This is a genomic window from Fictibacillus sp. NRS-1165, assembly GCF_050468105.1.
Taxonomy (GTDB): domain Bacteria; phylum Bacillota; class Bacilli; order Bacillales; family Fictibacillaceae; genus Fictibacillus_C; species Fictibacillus_C terrinigri.
This window is the reverse complement of the sequence record NZ_JBDPNU010000039.1, coordinates 26,406-46,845: the sequence shown is the minus strand read 5'-3', so window position 1 is coordinate 46,845 and position 20,440 is coordinate 26,406. Positions and strand designations below refer to the sequence as shown.

16 protein-coding genes, 5 pseudogenes and 1 riboswitch are annotated in these 20,440 nt (G+C 44.0%); of the genes and pseudogenes, 14 read left to right on the top strand and 7 right to left on the bottom strand.

The genetic code is table 11. The features are described from left to right. Positions 1 to 21 precede the first annotated feature (21 nt). The 3 genes from ABHN01_RS17245 to ABHN01_RS17235 form a co-directional block, all read right to left on the bottom strand. Positions 22 to 657, bottom strand: coding sequence for a nitroreductase family protein (locus ABHN01_RS17245; RefSeq protein ID WP_429876546.1), 636 nt, complete (start codon positions 655 to 657; stop codon positions 22 to 24). Between the two features lie 48 nt (positions 658 to 705). After that, the gene (locus ABHN01_RS17240) at positions 706 to 1,137 is read right to left on the bottom strand and encodes a MarR family winged helix-turn-helix transcriptional regulator (protein WP_429876545.1); all 432 of its coding nucleotides are present in this window, start codon (positions 1,135 to 1,137) and stop codon (positions 706 to 708) included. A gap of 373 nt (positions 1,138 to 1,510) precedes the next feature. Next, complete coding sequence (locus tag ABHN01_RS17235; RefSeq protein WP_429876544.1) at positions 1,511 to 2,398, bottom strand: TetR/AcrR family transcriptional regulator; 888 nt, start codon at positions 2,396 to 2,398, stop codon at positions 1,511 to 1,513. Positions 2,399 to 2,582: 184 nt separating this feature from the next. Between ABHN01_RS17235 and ABHN01_RS17230 the strand changes: the two genes are divergently transcribed. From ABHN01_RS17230 to ABHN01_RS17195, 8 genes and pseudogenes are all read left to right on the top strand, one after another. Further along, positions 2,583 to 5,801, top strand: coding sequence for an efflux RND transporter permease subunit (locus tag ABHN01_RS17230; RefSeq protein WP_429876543.1), 3,219 nt, complete (start codon positions 2,583 to 2,585; stop codon positions 5,799 to 5,801). A gap of 241 nt (positions 5,802 to 6,042) precedes the next feature. Beyond that, a complete protein-coding gene (purU, locus tag ABHN01_RS17225; protein ID WP_429876542.1) occupies positions 6,043 to 6,924 on the top strand; it encodes a formyltetrahydrofolate deformylase in 882 nt (293 codons plus the stop codon). Positions 6,925 to 7,003: 79 nt separating this feature from the next. Then, positions 7,004 to 7,110: riboswitch (purine riboswitch) on the top strand. A 167-nt stretch (positions 7,111 to 7,277) separates the two neighbouring features. Then, positions 7,278 to 8,471 carry a nucleoside transporter C-terminal domain-containing protein gene (locus ABHN01_RS17220; protein ID WP_429876541.1) on the top strand — a complete coding sequence of 398 codons (1,194 nt, stop codon included), beginning with the start codon at positions 7,278 to 7,280 and terminating at the stop codon, positions 8,469 to 8,471. Between the two features lie 136 nt (positions 8,472 to 8,607). Then, positions 8,608 to 9,360, top strand: coding sequence for a DUF2087 domain-containing protein (locus ABHN01_RS17215; protein WP_429876540.1), 753 nt, complete (start codon positions 8,608 to 8,610; stop codon positions 9,358 to 9,360). 19 nt (positions 9,361 to 9,379) lie between these two features. Further along, positions 9,380 to 9,735 (top strand): annotated as a pseudogene (locus ABHN01_RS17210) (GIY-YIG nuclease family protein). A 43-nt stretch (positions 9,736 to 9,778) separates the two neighbouring features. Next, a pseudogene (locus ABHN01_RS17205) lies at positions 9,779 to 10,003 on the top strand (MATE family efflux transporter); the annotation flags it as partial. After that, a pseudogene (locus tag ABHN01_RS17200) lies at positions 9,981 to 10,287 on the top strand (MATE family efflux transporter); the annotation flags it as partial. The pseudogenes ABHN01_RS17205 and ABHN01_RS17200, both read left to right, overlap by 23 nt. 75 nt (positions 10,288 to 10,362) lie before the next feature. Then, complete coding sequence (locus tag ABHN01_RS17195) at positions 10,363 to 10,971, top strand: DedA family protein (protein WP_429876539.1); 609 nt, start codon at positions 10,363 to 10,365, stop codon at positions 10,969 to 10,971. Positions 10,972 to 11,002: 31 nt separating this feature from the next. On the opposite strand, the pseudogene ABHN01_RS17190 reads toward ABHN01_RS17195, so the two are convergent. After that, positions 11,003 to 11,930, bottom strand: a pseudogene (locus ABHN01_RS17190) (DMT family transporter). After that, the gene (locus ABHN01_RS17185) at positions 11,927 to 12,331 is read right to left on the bottom strand and encodes a MerR family transcriptional regulator (RefSeq protein ID WP_429876538.1); all 405 of its coding nucleotides are present in this window, start codon (positions 12,329 to 12,331) and stop codon (positions 11,927 to 11,929) included. The pseudogene ABHN01_RS17190 and the gene ABHN01_RS17185 overlap by 4 nt, the downstream one beginning before the upstream one ends. Positions 12,332 to 12,508: 177 nt before the next feature. Here ABHN01_RS17185 and ABHN01_RS17180 point away from each other — a divergent pair, with 177 nt between their 5' ends. From ABHN01_RS17180 to ABHN01_RS17155, 6 genes are all read left to right on the top strand, one after another. Then, complete coding sequence (locus tag ABHN01_RS17180) at positions 12,509 to 12,853, top strand: DUF3870 domain-containing protein (protein ID WP_290398321.1); 345 nt, start codon at positions 12,509 to 12,511, stop codon at positions 12,851 to 12,853. Positions 12,854 to 13,004: 151 nt separating this feature from the next. Then, positions 13,005 to 13,643 carry a response regulator gene (locus tag ABHN01_RS17175; protein ID WP_429876537.1) on the top strand — a complete coding sequence of 213 codons (639 nt, stop codon included), beginning with the start codon at positions 13,005 to 13,007 and terminating at the stop codon, positions 13,641 to 13,643. Positions 13,644 to 13,654: 11 nt separating this feature from the next. After that, positions 13,655 to 14,755 (top strand): sensor histidine kinase, encoded by a 1,101-nt coding sequence (locus tag ABHN01_RS17170; protein WP_429876536.1) that lies wholly within the window; start codon positions 13,655 to 13,657, stop codon positions 14,753 to 14,755. Positions 14,756 to 14,877: 122 nt separating this feature from the next. Continuing rightward, positions 14,878 to 15,813: an ABC transporter ATP-binding protein gene (locus ABHN01_RS17165; RefSeq protein WP_429876535.1), complete on the top strand. Its 936-nt coding sequence runs from the start codon at positions 14,878 to 14,880 to the stop codon at positions 15,811 to 15,813. Between the two features lie 281 nt (positions 15,814 to 16,094). Then, positions 16,095 to 17,216, top strand: a complete 1,122-nt coding sequence (locus tag ABHN01_RS17160; RefSeq protein ID WP_429876534.1) for an ABC transporter permease — start codon at positions 16,095 to 16,097, stop codon at positions 17,214 to 17,216. Beyond that, the gene (locus ABHN01_RS17155; RefSeq protein WP_429876533.1) at positions 17,217 to 18,362 is read left to right on the top strand and encodes an ABC transporter permease; all 1,146 of its coding nucleotides are present in this window, start codon (positions 17,217 to 17,219) and stop codon (positions 18,360 to 18,362) included. Positions 18,363 to 18,400: 38 nt separating this feature from the next. On the opposite strand, the pseudogene ABHN01_RS17150 reads toward ABHN01_RS17155, so the two are convergent. Then, positions 18,401 to 19,522, bottom strand: a pseudogene (locus ABHN01_RS17150) (zinc-dependent alcohol dehydrogenase). Between the two features lie 131 nt (positions 19,523 to 19,653). Beyond that, positions 19,654 to 20,370: a 3-ketoacyl-ACP reductase gene (locus ABHN01_RS17145; RefSeq protein WP_429876532.1), complete on the bottom strand. Its 717-nt coding sequence runs from the start codon at positions 20,368 to 20,370 to the stop codon at positions 19,654 to 19,656. Positions 20,371 to 20,440 lie beyond the last annotated feature (70 nt).

The window sequence follows — 20,440 nt, the reverse complement described above, 5'->3', positions numbered from 1 at the left end:
CATCCCTTCGTTATTAACAATTTATTTCCATTCTGCTACTTTTTCAACAGGCAATCGTACGGAAGGATAGCCAGGATTGGCTGCTTTTCCGATAGAAATCAGCATAACAGGAACGTAGCGGTCTTTATCCATTCCGAACGATTCGGCAATTTTATCCTTTTCATAACCGCCGATTGGGCAAGTGTCATAGCCATGGGCACGGGCAGCCAGCATTAGATTCATTGAAACAAGTCCGCCGTCGATCAATACATAATTTTTATTATCCTCAGGATCCAAAGTGGAGAAATATCCACTGAGTTTAGCCATCATCTGTTCTTTTACATCTTGAGGCATAAACCCAAGTTCCACGGCTTTGCTGTAGATTTCTTCTCCGTTGTCAAAGTTGTTTAAATCGCCAAATACAGCGATCATGGCAGCAGAAGTTTCCACTTGGGACTGATTGAAACGTGCAAGAGGCAATAATGTTTCTTTCGCTTCATCACTCTCGATGACGAGGAAACGCCAAGGCTGCATGTTGACAGAAGAAGGTGCCAATGTTGCTTTGGAAAGAATTTCAGTCATTTCTTCTTTGCTGATCTTAACGGATGGATCGTAATACCGAATAGAACGGCGTCCAGTTAAGATCTCGTTATAGTTATTCATCAGTGTTGTATTCATGAGCAAACTCTCCTCTTTCTAATGTTGTTTTTCTAAGATGTCCGAAGGTTAACCCTCAATTTGATCAGCATTGCGCTGCATACGTTCAAGCATGTCAACAAGGACAGGCAGTTCTTCCTCTTTAAAGCCCTTCAGAAGATTCGAGACGAACTGATCTCTTTCTTTTCGATAGGAAAGGATTTCATTGCGGCCCTGATCCGTAAGAGCGACCAGGGTTTCCCTGTTATCCTTCGGGTTTTTACGCCTTGATACCTTGCCGGAGGCTTCAAGCTGCTTTAAATGTCGGGTAACAGCCGCAGGATCAATGTTCACTGCTTTTTGCAGTGAGGACTGGCTGATTTCTTCCATCTCATATAAATGCTGAAGAAGTTCGAGGCGAGATTGGCTGATACCGGTACATCTCTCAAACTTCGGACTGATTTGATTGTGAAGTTCTCTTAATATATAGGCGATATGGGTTCTCGCACATGAATGATCCATGTTATATCTCCTCTTTCGAATTCAAAAAATGATGAAAGAAATAATATTTGACGCCTCAATATTTGATATGTCAACTAATATAACGCTGCTTTTCAAAAAAATCAAGGGCAATGCTCAATTTAGGACATCAAGGCGATGATTTCAGCCATTGATGAGACCTGCCGTATTCGGCAGGTCTTTTTTTGTTATACCATGATTCAACTTTAGAAAGTTCTCATTCAACAATGCAATTCTGTAACGGAAAAATTCAGAGGCCATGTGCTAATCGCGGAATCAGTTATAACGTATAGATAAATTGTTGTTGCGTCACTTGGAGGCTCCTTTCAAGTTAAAAAATGCTGAGCTTTTACCAGTGCAGCCCTTTGGTTTGGAATTAAAGAAGCTCTATTCCCATGATCCTTGCAATGTCTTTCCTGTCGTTCTCCAGTTCCTTTACCCCTTTTAAGTTGGCTATCATGCCCTGGAACACCATCTTATTCGGGTCTGTTTTTTCATTCTCACTTAGCAAAAATTCGATCACGCTTTTCAGTTCGTCCCTTTTTTCAGCGGGCAGGGGAAGCTTGTCCATCGTTTTGCCCATGTTTAAAAGCTTCTGATGAATGGTGTCCTGAAGAGACTGTTCCGTATGCATATGAAGGCGTGAAAACAGGTTTTCTAAATTCTTCATGGAGATCATTATATCTTTCGATTTCTGAAGACCGGCAACGATGTCATCAAGCCTTTGAAGCAGGAAATCGGCTAATGCTTCCGGCTGAAGGAGCCCATCATCGAAAATAAAGATGCGAATGTACGTGTTTTGCAACCCTTGAGCCATTAAAATCAGATCTCCCAAATGTGGGGTGATTTCTTCTCCATACAGGGAAATTAAGTTATCTTCCAGCCATTTCATCGATTTATATTGCGTTTTCAGCATATGCTTGCGCATTTCTTCATTGATGGTCGAATTCTGTTCCCGAAAATGCATGATGATAAAATTTTTATGCTCGGTAAAAGTGGTAAACAACGCGATCATTTGCCGTTTAATGGTCTCACGCGGAGGCAGATCCTGTTCTCCGATCTCTGATATTTTTTGGGTGATTTTATCGTTGTAATAGTGAAAGAGGGCAATCATCAATTCTTCTTTGGATGAAAAATAATTATAAAAAGCCCCTTTTGAGATCCCGGCATGGTCCGTAATGTCCTGAATGGATGTTGAATGAAAGCCTCTTTCCGCAAAAAGGGCAATGGCAGATTCAATAATTTTAATCTTTCTTTGTTTCATTCCTTACCTCCAAGTTAATGTCTGATTCTATTATCCTAAGTACATAATTTTTCGTCAATTGCTGCTGATATTTATCCTTGCATTCCTGGAAAAGGTCCATTATATTTATATCTATTATGACCGTTCATTTATATCATAATACAATCCGACTGGTCAGTCATATGTTTGGAGGGAGCAGAAAGAAATGAGTTCGATCATCAGATTCTGTCTGAAGAATAAATTTGCCGTATGGCTTTTAACGCTGCTTGTTGTTGCAGCCGGCTTGTATTCTGGTTTAAATATGAAATTGGAAACGATGCCGAATATCAATACACCGGTCGTCACCGTATCCGCGGTTTATCCCGGTGCTACGCCGGAAGAGGTAGCGGACAAGGTGACCGTGCCGATTGAACAGAAGGTAAAGAATTTATCGGGCGTAGATTCCGTAAGTTCCTCTTCGTATCAAAATATCTCTTCTGTCCAAATCGAATACAACTTCGACAAAGACATGGAAAAAGCCAAGGAAGAAGTGCAAGAAGCCCTTGCAAACATCAGTCTTCCTGATTCAGTCGATGATCCAAAAGTATCCCGTCAGAGCTTCAACGAATTCCCGATTTTATCTCTAAGTGTGTCAGATAAAAATAAATCTCTTAAAGACCTGACCAAGGCAGTAGAAGATGATGTTGTACCGAGACTTGAAGGTGTGGAAGGAGTTTCCTCCGTTCAGGTTGCCGGCCAGAACGTGGAGGAAGTTGAATTAGACTTCAAGCAAGAGAAATTAAAGGAAAAAGGGCTGACAGAGGACACTGTTGAGCAGTTCATTCAGGGTGCCAATTCTTCCATGCCGCTCGGTTTGTACAATTTTAATGACAAAGAAAAATCTGTCGTAGTCGACGGTAAGATCACAACGATCAAGGAACTGAAGAACCTTGAGATTCCAGCAGCTTCTCCCCCTGCTTCAGGAGCAGGAGCTGGCAATGCACAGCAGCAAGCAGGAAACACTCCTGGAGCCCCTGCCGGTGCAGCTGGACAAAGCGCAGCACAAGCTGGAGGCACAGCCGGTGCTGGACAACAAGGAGCTTCAGCAGCTGGTTCTGCGCCGCAACAGGCACAGGCCACAGAGCTTCCTACGGTTAAATTAAAAGATATCGCGTCGATCAGAACGGTAGGCAAAGCAGAATCGATCTCCAGAACGAATGGACAAGAATCGATTGGTATTCAGATTGTTAAGTCTGCGGATTCCAACACGGTAAACGTAGCAGACGATGTAAATAAAGAATTGAAACAGATTAAAAAAGATCACCGTGGATTAACAACGGTTAACGTGTTTGACCAGGCAACACCGATCAAAGAATCAGTCAGCACGATGCTGAACAAAGCATTGATCGGCGGCGTGTTCGCTGTGATTATCATCCTGCTTTTCTTACGGAATTTCCGTTCAACGGTAATTGCAGTCATCTCGATTCCGTTATCCTTGTTAATGGCCATCCTGGCGCTGAAGCAGATGGATATAACGCTCAACATTATGACGCTTGGTGCGATGACAGTAGCCATTGGCCGGGTAGTCGACGATTCCATCGTTGTTATCGAGAACATCTACCGCCGGATGTCACTGAAAGGCGAGAAAGTCAAAGGCAAGGAACTGATCACATCCGCGACCCGTGAGATGTTCATCCCGATCATGTCCTCGACGATTGTGACCATCGCGGTATTCTTGCCGCTCGGTCTCGTTAAAGGACCGGTCGGAGAACTCTTCCTGCCGTTCGCATTAACGATTGTTTTTGCCCTTGTCGCATCATTGATCGTGGCCATCACAGTCGTTCCGGCTTTTGCCGATTCCTTGTTTAAAAAAGGATTAACGAACAAGAAGGAAGTTGACCACGATAAACCAGGTGCACTTGCAGGCTTATATAATAGAGTGCTGAACTGGTCGCTCAACCATAAAATTGTTACATTCAGCCTGGCCATTCTTCTTCTTGCTGGAAGTTTGTTCCTGGTTCCGAAGATCGGCGTGAGCTTCCTGCCGTCCGATGATCAGAAAATGGTCATCGCAACGTTTAACCCAGAACCAGGACAGACGAGAAAAGATGTGGAAAAAGCATCTCTAAATGCTGAAAAATTACTGATCGACCGTAAACATGTGAAGACGATCCAGTATTCCGTTGGCGGAGAAAATCCGATGAATCCGGCAGCGAGCAACCAGGCAATGTTCTTTATGGAATACGACAAAGATACTCCGAACTTTGAAAAAGAACAGAAGCGTGTCATTGATGATCTGCAGAAAACAGCGGACATAGGGGAATGGAAGGCACAAGACTTCGGGGCAACAGGCGGAAGCAACAAGCTGGATGTTCAAGTCTATGGAAACAGCATCAAGGACATCAAGCCTGTAGCTGAGAAGATCCAGAACATCATGGATGATAAGAACGCCTTGAGAAATGTGGACTCCAGCCTGTCCAAATCGTACCAGGAATACACTATTGACGCAGACCAGAAGAAGCTGAGCAAGCTTGGAATGACAGCCAGCCAAATTGGCATGGAACTGAATGAATCTGGCGATAAATCAGCGTTGACCACTCTGAAAAAAGACGGCAAGGAAATTAACGTCTATGTCAAAGTAGACAAAAGCATATACAAAGACATAAACGACCTGACTGATAAAAAGCTTCAGTCCGCGACTGGAAAAGAAGTTGCGATCAGTGACGTAGCGAAAGTGAAAAAAGGGGAAACCGCAGACACAGTAACGCGCAAAAACGATAAGATCTATGCGAGTGTAAGCGGCGACGTCACCAGCAAAAATGTAAACAAAGTATCGGCAGACGTGAAGAAGGAAATCGATAAGCTTGATCTTCCGAACGGTGTAGACGTGAAGATGGGCGGAGTGACCGAGGATATCAATGAGTCCTTCAGCCAGCTCGGTCTTGCGATGCTTGCTGCGGTTGCAATCGTTTATTTTGTACTCGTCGTAACATTCGGCGGAGCATTGGCCCCATTCGCTATCTTGTTCTCATTGCCGTTTACTTTGATCGGCGCACTGGCTGCACTTTATATTTCCGGTGAAAGTATAAGCATCTCTGCAATGATTGGTGCCCTCATGCTGATCGGTATCGTTGTAACGAATGCGATCGTGCTCATTGACCGCGTGATCCATAAAGAGAACGAAGGCCACTCTACACGTGATTCACTGCTCGAAGCAGGAGCAACCCGATTGCGTCCGATCCTCATGACCGCTCTGGCAACCATTGGAGCTCTTATCCCGCTTGCGCTCGGCTTTGAAGGCGGCGGCTTGATCTCCAAAGGTCTCGGAGTGACGGTAATTGGTGGCCTTACAAGTTCAACCCTGTTGACACTTGTCATCGTGCCAGTCGTATACGAGTTTTTGATGAAGGTGAAACGTGGAAAAAAGAAAGAAACAGCCGAATAATTCATGAACGATGAGCGGGTCTGCCGATTGGGGCAGGCCCGCTTTTTTTGTACTTTCCTATAGATACAATCAAATCCTTTGGCCTGTCGGATCCTTCAATCTATTTCAACAGAGACTGAGGGAAATCAAAGAGGCAGAACCTACCACCTCACCTTCGAAGACTAATCCCCTCGCATCATTTCCCTTTTTCCTGATAATCCAGTATACTCAGATACTAAATAGGAAGAGGAGAATAGAGAGCATGCAAAAGAATCATTCAGTACAAAACAAAAACAAAGGAAGGCTGCTGATCAGCTGTGCCGACCAGCCGGGGATTGTGGCGGCGGTGTCACAATTTTTATACAGCCAGGGAGCGAACATTGTGGAATCGAATCAACATTCCACAGATCCGGAGGGCGGCACATTTTTTATGCGTATTGAGTTTGAATATGAAGGTTTGGAGGAAAACGCTTCAAACCTGAAAGAGGCTTTTGCCGCCATTGCTGAAAACTTCGAAATGGACTGGCGCCTCTCACTGGCGTCCCAGCTAAAAAAGACGGGGGTCTTTGTTTCAAAAGAACCGCACTGTCTGCTTGAGCTTTTATGGGAGTACCAGAGCGGGGAACTTGACGCAGAAATCGCGCTCGTGATCAGCAATCATGAAGATTCCAGAACGTTTGTTGAATCGCTCGGTATTCCGTACTATTACATACCGGCGAATAAGGATATCCGTAAAGAAGTGGAAAAGAAACAGCTGCAGCTTTTGGAAGAGAATCAAATCGAACTGATCATTCTCGCCCGTTACATGCAGATTCTGACGCCGGACTTCGTATCGCAGCACCCGAACCGGATCATCAATATTCATCATTCTTTCTTGCCGGCGTTTATCGGTGCGAAGCCGTATGAACGTGCGTACGCAAGGGGAGTAAAGCTGATCGGTGCGACTTCTCATTATGTGACCAATGATCTGGATGAAGGTCCGATCATTGAACAGGGAGTGCAGCGGGTCAGTCACCATCATAATGCCGAGGATTTGAAAAGAATCGGCCGTTCCGTTGAGCGAAGTGTACTTGCACGAGCGGTAAATTGGCATCTGCAAGACCGAGTGATTGTTCACGAAAATAAGACGATTGTTTTTCATTAATTCCAAATTATTTTTAAAATATAACTTTTCACCGCTTCGTTGTAAAAAGCATGTAAATATATTAAAATGACCTTTATTCCTTAAACTAAAATAGTATCCTTGTATAGTATCAGTTCAATCCATCGGTCTGATAGTCTCTACCTGGCAGCCGTCAAATGCCGGACTACAAGGAAGTGTGAAACCAACGAGAGTCTCGCTCAACACTGAGCAGAATCGGTCATTTTGCGATAGTGCTCTGCTGTAATGAACGAACGTGTATGCTCTTATTTTCATGCTTTCTGGTCCGATGGCTGAAAGCAGGGAAATAAGGGCATTTTATATACGGAAAAAACATACAGCGGGAGTGGTTAGATTTGTATTTTTTGATGAATCTGTTAGGTGTGCTAGTTGTGGTGGGCGTTGTCTATTTATGTTCTCCGGATCGAAAAAAGGTAAGATGGAAATCCATCGGAATCCTATTTGCTGTTGAATTGCTGATCACCTGGTTTATGCTAGGGACAAAGATCGGCACCAGGATCATTGATCAGTTTGCCGCATTTTTTTCTTGGCTCATTGAATGCGCAAACGACGGAACGGCCTTTGTGTTTCCTTCCGTGATGGCCAATAAGAACATCGATTTTTTCTTTAGTGCACTGCTTCCTATTATTTTCGTCGTTACGTTCTTTGACATTCTTTCTTATTTTGGAATCTTAACATGGATCATCGATAAAGTCGGTTGGGTCATCTCAAAGATTTCGGGGCTGCCGAAGCTGGAGAGCTTTTTCTCGATTCAGATGATGTTCCTTGGCAATACAGAAGCACTTGCCGTTATCCGTCAGCAGCTGGTCGTACTGAAACAGCACAGGCTGCTCACTTTCGGCCTGATGAGCATGAGCAGTATCAGCGGCTCTATTATCGGAGCATATTTGACGATGGTGCCGGCAACCTATGTATTTGCTGCGATTCCTCTCAACTGTTTGAATGCCTTGCTCCTGGCGAGTATCCTGCATCCTGTTCATGTGTCAAAAGAGGAAGATGTCGTTTACGTCCCGGCAAAGGAAGAGAAGAAGGATTTCTTTTCAACGATTTCTAACAGTATGCTTGTCGGGATTCGCATGGTCATTGTCATTCTCGCGATGGTTATCGGCTATGTGGCACTGACGTCCGCGTTGAACGGCATCCTTGGATTCTTTATCAACGGATTGACTATCCAAAAAATCTTCTCGTTCATCTTTAGTCCTTTTGCCTTTTTGCTTGGGCTCCCGGTTCATGATGCGATGTATGTCGCAAAATTGATGGGAATCAAACTGGCGACCAATGAATTTGTAGCGATGATGGACTTGAAAAATGAGATTAAAAACTTGCCTCCGCATACGATCGCCGTGGCGACCACATTCCTGACATCGTTTGCGAACTTCAGCACAGTCGGTATGATCTATGGAACGTACAACTCCGTTTTAGGAGACGAAAAATCTACGATCATCGGCAAGAACGTCTGGAAGATGCTCGTCAGTGGAATGGCTGTATCACTGCTGAGTGCGATGCTGGTCGGATTGTTTGTTTGGTAAGTGAAAAAACCTTCTGGAAACACGTTTCCGGAAGGTTTTTTGTTTTGAATTTTTTTACATAGGAATTATTGAAAATTCACAAACGAAATAATATTATGTTTGTAAATGAATAAACATTTATAGGGGATGTTTGTATATGTCGATTTCGGATTTGTTTTGGGAAGCTCCGTTGGAGGATTTGAAAAAAGGATATAAAGAGGATGAGCAGGAGTTTGTGTGTCTTTTATGCGGGAACACCATTGAAAAAGGCATCATCTACCCTGAAAATAACGTCTTGTACGAAGCGGAAAAATATATGACTCTTCATATTGGCCGTGAGCACGGTTCCGTTTTTCAATATCTGGTCGGATTGAATAAGAAACTCACCGGCTTAACGGATCATCAAAACCGGCTTCTGCGCCTTTTTTATGAAGGGAAAAGCGATGTGGAAATCAAACAGGAGATGGAGGTCGGCAGCACATCAACCATCAGGAATCACCGTTTCGTACTGAAAGAAAAGGAACGCCAGGCAAAAATGCTGCTGACGATGATGGAATTGCTGAAAGAAAAAGATCAGCACGCTCCTCCGATGATCGCACCTCATCAGACGGCAACCATGATCGATGAACGTTACAATGTGACGAAGGAGGAGAAGGAGAAGATGGTCAAAAAGTACTTTATTGACGGAACGATGGCACTCAAAACATTTCCCTCAAAGCAAAAACAAAAGCTTATTGTTATCCGGGAAATCTCCTCTTTATTTGCCGCTGAGAAAACGTACACCGAAAAAGAGGTCAATGAAATATTAAAGACGGTCTATCATGATTACGTAACTTTGAGAAGATACATGATCGCTTATGGATTTCTGGATCGAAAAGCCGATGGAAGTGCGTACTGGCTGAAAAAATAAACGAGAGAAGGAAAGTACCTTGGACAGGAAAAAAGAATTAAAACAACAGTACATGGAAACGAAAATTGAAGCCGGTGTCTACCAGATCAGGAATACCGCTAACCATAAAATCTTCATCGGAAGCACTTTGAATTTAAAAACGTTCAACGGGAAAAGATTTGAGCTGGAACAAGGCACCAGCATGAACAAACTACTTCAGGAAGATTGGCAGAAATTTGGTAAAGACGCCTTTGAATTTGAAGTGCTGGAGGTTTTAGAGAAGAAGAGAGTGGTTACTTTAATGAGAAAAAAGCGCTTGAGAAATTGGAAGACAAATGGCTGCAGGAGCTTAAGCCGTTTGGGAGACGCGGTTACAATAAGGAGAAAGCGCAATGAATGCGAATGAAATGCTGAAGGGAAACCTGCAAAGACGACTGTAATGAAACCGATGCTTTTGTTTCTTGTCCCGCTGTTTTTCAGCAATATCATGCAGTCGATCGGGCAGGTGGCCGGGATGTTCATTATCGGCAGATGGCTCGGGGTGGACAGTGTGGCTGCCATCTCTGCTTTCTTTCCACTGTTCTTCCTGCTCATTTCTTTTATGATCGGAATTGGTTCAGGAAGCTCCACGAGCGGAGGGAACTGTGGATATGGCTCACAGTCTGTTGATGATCACGCTGTGTAGCTATGTCATCATGGGTCATTCGGCCATCTTGAACGCAGCGATGAGAGCGAGCGGAACGGTTCTTTGGCCGACGGTGTTCAGTATCCTTCCGATCTGGCTCGTCGAAGTTGCCAACCGCCTATTATCTTTCTCAATACACGAGCCTTGAAATCAGAGGAATCTGGGTTGGTTATCCTGCAGCCTTTATCGCAGGCCTTGCATTGCAGTATGGATATTACCGGCTGTCATGGAGAAACAAGAAGATTGTCCGTCTGATCGATTAATAAAAACCTCTTTGGGTGAAACCAAAAAGGTTTTATTTCGTATTAAATGGTGGAATGCTTGTTTAGGAGGTTTACATGCAGAATTGGATTACAGACATTATTGAGCAGTTTGGCTATATCGGCGTCTTTTTTATGATTGCCCTTGAAAATATTTTTCCGCCCATCCCCTCTGAGGTCATTCTGACGTTCAGCGGCATGATGACATCTTTCTCCAGTCTTTCGATCTGGGGAGTCATCCTGGCAGCGACTGCAGGCTCGGTTTTTGGAGCTGCTGTTCTTTTCAAAGTGGGCACCTTTCTTGATGTTCCCAGATTGGAAAAAATCGTGGACCGCTGGGGAAAAGTTTTACGGTTAAAAAGAGAAGATATCTATAGAGCAGATTCCTGGTTTGATAAATATGGATACTGGGCCGTGCTTCTTTGTCGCCTTGTTCCACTTATCCGAAGCCTCATTTCTATTCCGGCGGGAATGTCGGGTATGAGATTCAGTCTGTTCCTTCTGTTTACGACGATCGGTACGCTCGTGTGGAACACGATTCTCGTTTATGTCGGAGCAGCATTCGGCCGCAACTGGGAACAGGTCGTTCAGTTCATGGACATCTATTCCAACATCATGTACGCCCTGCTTGCTGTCGGGCTGCTGCTGTTTGTCATCCTATTTGTGAAAAAAAGAAGAAAGCATTAAAGCTGTCCGCCAGTCAGGGCGGACAGCCTTTTTATTGTGATTTCGCTGTTCCATCTTTGATGGGAACCGGTTTTGAAGGAGGAAGAGAAAGAACTCCTGATGCCGTCAGTACACCTAAGATCACAAAGACCACTCCGAACAGCTGAGAAGCAGTGACGGCTACTCCTGTCATAGCCGAAATGATCATCGTAACGACAGGAACAAGGTTAAAAAATAAAGAGGTTTTGCCGGCGCCGATTTTTTTGATGCCAACATTCCACCATAAATAACCGAGAACCGTCGTACATAAAGCCATGAATAAGATGGCTCCCCAGGCTCCAGGCGGATGAGATGCATTTTCTGCTGAAGTGCCTGTAAATAAGGAGATAGCAATTAATGCGGCGGCACCGATCAGCATGGGATATGCCGTTGTTTCAAGAGAAGAACTGCCTTTCACCCCGGCTAAATACTCCGTAGCTTGCCCAGCAGAGGTTTCCGCCAAGGATGATAAGATCTCCTTTGGAAAAGGACAAGCTCAATAACGTTGCCCAGGAACCTTGGGTGATGACTAAAACGACACCGATGAAGGCGAACACAATGCCGGCCATGCGCTGTTTAGTCAGTTTTTCTTTTAGCAGGAACAGTGCTAAAAACGACGTCAAGATCGGGTTTGTACTCATGATAAGCGCCCCATTGATCGATGACGTATATTTCAGTCCGGCGAAGAACAAAGCGTTGAACCCGAACACCCCGATGAGGCCGAGAGCGATGAAGGCAGCAGCATTCTGAGATATCGTTGCTTTCTTTATACCTTCTTTAGCGGTTAAAATCAGGAAAATCACGAGTGCCGCGATGCCAAAGCGCCAGGCGGCAGCTGAGGCCGGAGCAAAATAACCCACTGCATATTTGCCAAGATTAAACGTGGCTCCGGTAAACACCGCAAAACCGAGGAGCATGAGATAAACGGATAGATTCTTCATCTCGTTTCTTCCTCTTCCAATAACGTGTGGTACGTTTGAAGCTTTTCCCGGGTGATTTCCATGATGGCTTCCAGTTCTCGGTTTTTATCTTCCATGTTTCTTAAATGTTTTTCCAGGATGTCCACTCTTTTGGTCAGTGTGGGAGCGGGTTTGTAATCCGGATCTTCTTCCATACTGTCCCATATACAGCCATCCTGTACAAACTCTTTTATCTCTTCCAGGGGCATGCCCGTACCCTTCAGGCTTTTTAAAAACTTGATGAATCCAATATCTTTTGTTGAATACAGCAGCTTGTGTCCATTCATCCTTCCGGGTGCCGGCAGCAAACCCATTTTTTCATAGTATCGCAGCGTATAGGCACTGATTCCTGTGTATCGGGCAGCCTCACTGATCGTATACATCGTCCATCATCCCTTTCTTCTGCTTTCATCAAGCTTACAACTTAGAGCTGACTCTAAGTCAAATGGAATTTTTTATTTTGGGTACATATATATTTTTCAAGTAAACCCCGTAAGATAGCACATAGGGTTTGTTGTAGCAGTAAAAACAAATCACAGCTAAAGAGGGGTCTGGCAAAAATGGGTGAATTAATGGGGATGAAGACTGTGCTCGTAACAGGGTATGCGAAAGCACCGCAGGCAAACTATATGTTTGAAGTCTGCAAGACATCAGGCATCGTCCTGGAGATCAACATGGAAACCAATGAAATCGTTAATGCCGAATTTACGTTTGCTACGGAACTAGCTCGCGATTTTCTGAGAAGAGTCATCGTCAATTATAATTTAGCACAGGGGATTGACGGACTCATTCAGAGAATAGAAGATTATTATTACACCCCTTCCACCCCTTCCGTCATCATGGCGGTGAAGGCGGCTTATAAACGATATTTGGAGAAAATGAGATATTCTCAAACAATAACCTGATCAACGAAATGTAGCAGAAAGGGGCTTGTCCATTCGGATGGGCTCTTTTTTTCCCCGTGAAGAGGATTTTTAGTAAAATAGAGCCAATTAAAAGAAAGAAGAAAGTTCAAGCAGAAGGATGTGAGCAGCGGGACGTAATCTGCTGAATAAAATGAAAATAAAAATTATCATCGCGGATGACAATTCCTTTATTCGGGAAGGGATGAAAATTATTTTAAACACGTATGGGGATTTTGACGTGCTTGCCACAGTTAATGACGGCCAGGAAGCGTTCCACTATTGTAAATGGAATGAAGTGGACATCGCGCTTCTTGATGTGAGGATGCCTAATATGAACGGTGTAGAGGCGACAAAGCTGATCGCAGAACAAACATCAGCCAAGCCTATGATTCTCACCACTTTTGATGATGATGAGTACATATTGGATGCCATAAAAAACGGGGCAAAGGGTTACTTGTTAAAAAATACGGAGCCTGAACGGATCCGCGACGCCATTAAGAGTGTCTATCATGGCAACACGGTCATGCAGGACGTCGTTCTGGATAAACTGAAATCAAATATGGACGGAAGCAAAAAAGCAGAGACAAAAATCGATGCCAGTCTTTTCACTGAACGCGAGATGGGGATCATGGCGCTCATCGCGAAAGGATACTCTAATAAATCCATCGCGAAGCAGCTTTTTATCTCAGAAGGTACGGTCGCAAACTACATTACGTCTATTTTAGGAAAAACAGGGTTGGAGCACAGGACACAGATTGCTATTTATTATTTAACGGGATCTGTGGAGTAAGAGATAAAACAATGGAGCTATGGATCATTTACACCAAGCTGATCGTCGTCCTTTTTCTTGCGTCCAGCTATGCCCACATGAATGTGGAAAATCTGCCATGGATCATATTTTGCCTCCTTTTATATGTGAGCTTAAATATCGCCATGTATATCTTGAATAGTGAAAGACTCAAAGTCGTTGTGCTGCTTTTATCCATTGCGATGATCTATTTGTCATTCCTGTATGTGCATCCCTTGTTGATACTGCTTCTTCCTATTAATTTCTATGAACTGGCATCACGCTATGTTAAGGCGAAATGGATTCTTCTGGGGCTAGGCCTGATACCCGTGTTCTACCTGACGCAGGGAAAGTACATCTATGGTCTGGTCTCTGCGTTTAGCTTTGTGCTGTTCACCATGACCACCCGTTATTCTGAAAAACTTATTCAGTACGAGGACAAGCTTGATAAAATGAGACACGATATGCAGTGTCTGACAGCAAACCTTAACGAAAATCAGGAATTTATTAAGCAGTCTGAATACACACATCGGCTGGAGGAGCGGAACCGCATCTCCCAGCAAATCCATGACAGCATCGGCCATTCCATGACAGGTGCACTGATCCAGATGGAAGCAGCCAAAAGCCTGATGGGAATGGATACAGGGAAAGCGAAAGAACTGCTGGAGAATGCGATTGTCATTTCAAAAAAGGGGATCGAGGACATACGGATTACGTTGAAAAATATGAAGCCACCCACCGAACAGATGGGGGTGCAGAGAATGAAGCTGATGATTGAAGAGTTTTCTGTCAAGCATCGGATCAGAACCCTCTTTGTCTATAAAGGAAATATGGACGTGATCACTCCGATTCAATGGAAGATTATTGCGGAGAACGGGACAGAAGCGCTTACGAATTCCATGAAGTATGGCAAAGCCACGGAAATTTCAATCGAGATCCACGTGCTGAACCGTATGATCAAAGCCGAGGTCAAGGACAATGGGATCGGTGTACGTAAAGTAGTCAAGGGCCTTGGGATCATAGGCATGGAAGAAAGAACAGCTTCGGTAAACGGTAAGATTATTGTAGATGGTACGAATGGATTTTCAGTCACTACGCTGCTTCCGATAGGCTAAGTGAAGGGCCTCATATCCAATTTATGAAGATTCTCATGTGAGAAGAGTGAACTAATGCACTGCCGTTGGTTCACTCTTTTTCCGTATAATGACAATATAAACCATACACATGAGGTGAGATGATGAACGTTTTAGAAATCAATAACCTGACAAAAAAATTCGGTGACTTCATCGCTGTAGACAATATGTCCCTAACCATTAAAGTAGGTGAAATTTTTGGATTTCTCGGGTCGAACGGTGCTGGAAAAAGTACAACGATCAACATGATTGTCGGCTTGCTGAGAAGCAACGAAGGGGAGATCAAAATCCTTGGCAAGAACATCGCAAACCACAGCAAGTTTGCCAAGATGAACATTGGGATTGTGCCGCAGGACCTAGCCATCTATGAGGATATGACAGCCTACGAAAATGTCCGATTCTTCGCCGGTCTTTACGGGCTGAGAGGCGCTGAACTAAACAACCGGGTAACAGAAGCGCTGGATTTTGTCGGTTTGCATGATAAACAAAAAAGCTTTCCAAAGAACTTCTCCGGCGGGATGAAAAGAAGGCTGAACATCGCGTGCGCGATTGCCCATCAGCCAAAATTAATCATCATGGATGAACCGACGGTCGGCATTGATCCACAATCCAGGAACTATATTTTGAACTCCGTCAGAAAACTGAACGAGAAGGGCTGTACTGTCATCTACACGAGCCATTATATGGAGGAAGTCGAAGAAATCTGTTCCAGAATCGCTATTGTCGATCACGGCAAGGTCATCGCAGAAGGAACAAAAGAACAGCTGAAGGCCATTATTACAGATACGAAAGACATCTGGGTCAACGTGAAATCAAACGAAAGCATTGAAGAAAATGAATTAAAAGAGATCAACGGCGTTAACACGGTCCAGGTGGAAGAGAACATTATTAAAATCAATTCTCAAGCGGAAGTCGGCAACTTAAATAAAATCATCCAATACTTTATCAACCGGGAAATAGAAATTCGCTCTCTCCAGGAACAGGCGCCAAACCTCGAAACCGTCTTCCTCACCCTAACCGGAAGGAATTTGAGGGATTAAAGATTAATTGGCTTACGCTAGAAGCCAATTAATCCCTACGGCGAAAGAGCAAAAAAGTGCACTCCTTTTTTGCGGGCTACAGGGAGAAAACAACCTAGAAAGAGCAAATAGGAAAAATCGGCTTTAGACGATTTGTTCCTACCATTTGTCATGTCAGTCAATTCTTCAAGGAAAAATGACGTCAGTCAATTCTTCCTACCTTTTGAAAAGCTCAAAGAACCTATAAGAAAACTCAAAGAACCTATGAACTCTAACAAAAATACCTAAGGAGGTCCTCTCCATTGAACGTGTTTAATATTGCACTTCAACATTTAAAAATCAGCATCAGGGATACGAGAACACTGATCTTCATGCTGGCATTTCCGATCGTGATGATGCTGGTTCTCGGCTCTGCCTTATCCAATACGTTTGATCACCATATTAAGATTGATAAAATGCATGTCCTTTATAAAGAAAAGGAGGACACCAGCTTCTCCCCGTATTTTAGAGAATTTAGGAAGGCTGCCAAAAAAGAAAATATTTATTTTTATAAAGCCTCCAACAAGATGGATGGAAAAAAAGAAGTGAGAAAGAACCGCTACGATGCTTATGTGGAAGTTTCCAATAAGGGCTTAAGCTTTTACGGAAGTGAACGAAGCAGCATCCAAAGCAGTATTGTTGAAGGGATGCTGACAGCTTTTGCTGATAAATACAATCTCGTCAGCCAAGTGGCGAAAGTGAAGCCGGATCAGACACAGACGGTGCTGGCAAACAGTACGCCTGGTGATTATGTAAAAGAGAAGTCATTGAATGCCGATAAAGCGCCGGGTTCGATGGATTATTATGCAGTGGCTGTAACGACCATGATCGCTTTATACGGAGCCATGGGGGCATCCTTTTTGCTCAGAGGAGAGAGGACAAGAAACACAGCGGTACGTTTGGCGACCGCACCGATCAGCAAGGCTGAAATTTTTCTAGGGAAAATTATCGGGAGCATTATGCTGAACCTGCTGTCCCTTCTACTGATTATCGCTGTGAGTTCCGTTCTGTTTAATGCAAACTGGGGTGATCATCTCGGCTTGATCATCGTCATCTTACTATCTGAAGTTTTCCTGGCTGTAAGCTTTGGTATCGGAATCAGTTACATGGCGAAAACAGGAGAGGCTGCAAGGACGATCATCCTCATCGTAGTTCAGCTCGCTTCCTTTTTCGGCGGTGCGTATTTTAAAATCGATAATCCCGATGGCTTCATGAAGCTCGTCACGAACCTTTCACCGTTGACTTGGGCAAACACAGCCATCAATAAAATTATCTATAATAATGACCTTGCAGCTTCACTGCAGGTTATCGGTTTAAATCTCGGGGTAGCTATCATCTTTTTAACGATTGCCATTGTGGCTTTCAATCGACGGGAGGGTTTTTAAGTGAAAGAGATTCTTTGGCTCGTAACAAATTCTCTTCGCTCCATCATTAAAAATAAAAGAAGGCTTTTTACTTACCTGTTTGTTCCACTGATCGGGATTCTGATTGGAATCGCTGTTTATGGCAATACAGGTCCCACTACCATGCATGCTGGCGTCGTCAATGAAGATCATGGCAAAATTGCCAATGACACCGCTAAATTTGTTGACGGAATAACCAATGTTAAAGTAACAAACGTTCTTCCTTCCCAGGTTAAAGATAAAATTGCTTCAGGAAAGCTGGATTGTGTCATTGTTGTCGGTTCCGGATTCTCAAACAGTGCGATGAACGGCAATCCGGAACACATCGAGATCATTTCCATTAAAGGGGCATCGATCACTGGTTTCGTCAAATCGTATGTGAATACCTATTTGTCTAATATAGCTGGTTTAAGCAAGGCGGCTGGCGGTGACCAGGCTGTGTTTCAAAAAATGTATGAGCTGTATCGTGCTTCAGACTTTAAAGTTTCAGCACAGTCACTAAAAGATACCTCCAAAAATAATGATATAACGAACCAGACGGTCGGTTTCCTTATTATGATCATGCTTTCTTGTGCAGGCGGATTATCAGAGATCATCCTTCAGGAAAAAGAAAACAGAACGTACTTGAGGTTAATGTCATCACCGATCAACAGCCGTAAATACGTTTTCTCAAATGTAGTGGTTAACATGATCATCATGACAGTACAGATCTTCATTACACTAACGTTTATGACACAGGTGTTCCATATATCTACGGGAATCCCGTTCTTGACTATGGTGGAGATTTTAATGATTTTCGCTCTAGCAGGTGTTGGATTATCGCTTGTGATCACCGCATTTGCATCCACCACGGCTTCAGCCGGAGCGCTGCAAAATTTGATCATGACACCGTCTTGTCTGCTGGCCGGCTGCTTCTGGCCGGTGGATATCATGCCGAAGACCCTGCAAAAAATCGCCGACTTTCTTCCACAGAGATGGCTGCTGGATACCTTTACACAGCTGCAAAAAGGCCACTCGCTGAGCAGCCTTTCGCTGAACATCTCCATTCTTTTCGCTTTCGCACTGGCTTTCTTCTTGATTGCCATCTACAAATTCAGCCGCGGCAACAATGTAAGGAACTTTATTTAATAAGAAACCCCTTTGGGCCGGCCAAAGGGGTTTTTGCTCTACGGTTTTAAGACGACTTTAATGCATTCGTCTTCATGGTCATTGAACGTTTGATAGGCCTGGCTTGCCTGATCGAGCGGGACACGGTGGCTGATAATCTCGGTCGGGTCAAACTCGCCGTTTGAAATTTTATCAAAAAGCAGCGGCATAGTGAATAACAGGAGCCTGTCCCATTTTAAGTGTGATGTTTCTCTCAAAAATATTGCCGAGCGGGAACATGTTGTACATGGACCCATATACACCGGTCAGCTGGATTGTTCCAAACTTTTTGACCGCGTTGATGGCAATCTGGATGGCGCTCAACGTAGCTCCCTGCAATTTCAGCTTTTGTTCAATCGCTTCAACAGGCGACTTCTTGCCATCCATTCCTACACAGTCGATGACAACATCTGCACCGCCTCCGGTAATCTCTATCCTCGAATTGATCGAAGTTGAAGGCTTCTACATTGTTGATTTTCACTGCATGGTTGAGACGGTATCTTAAGTTATCCACGGCAATCACCCGCCTGGCACCTTTCATCCAGGCGAATTTTTGTGTCATTAAGCCGATCGGGCCGCAGCCAAGCACGACGACAGTGTCTCCTTTTTTTACTCCGGAGTTCTCAACGCTCCAATAGGAAGTGGGGAGGACATCAGACATGAAAAGGAGCGATTCATCCTCTAGCTCACATGATTCCCGAATAACGAACGGCATGAAATTTCTATACGGCACTCTTAAGTATTCAGCTTGTCCGCCGAGGTAGTTTCCGTAGCGCTCGGTGAACCCGAAGTACCCGCTCGTATCCATTTCAGGGTTTCGGTTGGAGTTATCACACTGGCTCTCCATATCGTGCTGGCAATAGAAACAGTGGCCGCAGGAAATGTTGAAGGGAAGCACCACCCTGTTGCCTTTTTTTACTCTTGTTACCTCCGGACCAACTTCTTCCACGATTCCCATGGGTTCGTGGCCAATGACATAATCCTTTTCAGCCGGGAGTGCTCCCTGGTAGATGTGAAGATCAGATTCCGCAGATGGCTGTTGATGTAATGCGGACGATAATGTCTTCCTTTTCCTGCAGTTTGGGATCCTCTACATTTTTCACTTCAATTTTCTTTGTTCCTTGAAAAGTAACGGCCTTCATAATCAACCTCCTAAAATTAGGATAAAATCCTATACCCTTAGAGAGGTTTTTTTACCCTTCATTTACATAAACAATAAAGAGCGGTTCCTGCCCTTTTTTCCTCATGAGCAGGAACCGCTCTTTATCATCTTTTATGGATTTGTAGACCACATGCCTGCGTTTTTAATAAAAATGCGTGGGTTTAATTTCAGCTGGGAGACCATGAATTCGGCCATATCTTCAGGCTGCATCACTTTTTCCGGGTTTCCGTCCGTCAGATTTGTATCAATGGCCAAATCTGTAGCCACCGTACTTGGTGTTAGGGCACTGACACGAATATTATGTTTTCTTACTTCAAGCATAAGGGATTCGGTTAGTCCTAATACTGCAAATTTAGAAGCACTGTACGCACTTGTTATTGGTGCACCTTTTTGCCCTGCTGATGACGAAATATTAATGATATCGCCTGCTTTTCTTTCGATCATTCCCGGCAGAACTGCTCTTGTAACGTTGTAAACGCCCATTAAATTTACGTCTACGATATTTTTCCACTCTTCAGGAGAAAGTTCAAGGAATCCGCCAAATTTAGCGATCCCGGCACTATTGATTAAAATATCGATGGAGTTGAGCTCCTCTACAATGCTTTTTACAGCCTGATCAACAGCATTGCCATGCGTAACGTCAGCTTCTGCAATCGATACTTTCACGCCATATTTTTTCAATTCTGCTGCTGTTTTTTCAAGGTTTGAACGGTTTTTTCCTATCAGGCCAACATGGATACCTTCATTAGCAAAAGCGATCGCTGTTGCACGTCCGATCCCTCTTCCGGCTCCAGTGATGAGCGCAGTTTTTCCTATTAATGTTTGCAATTAGTTCTCCTCCTTTATGTAGACGAGAAACGGACTGCTCTTGGCAGTCCTGTCCCGTTTTTAATGAATA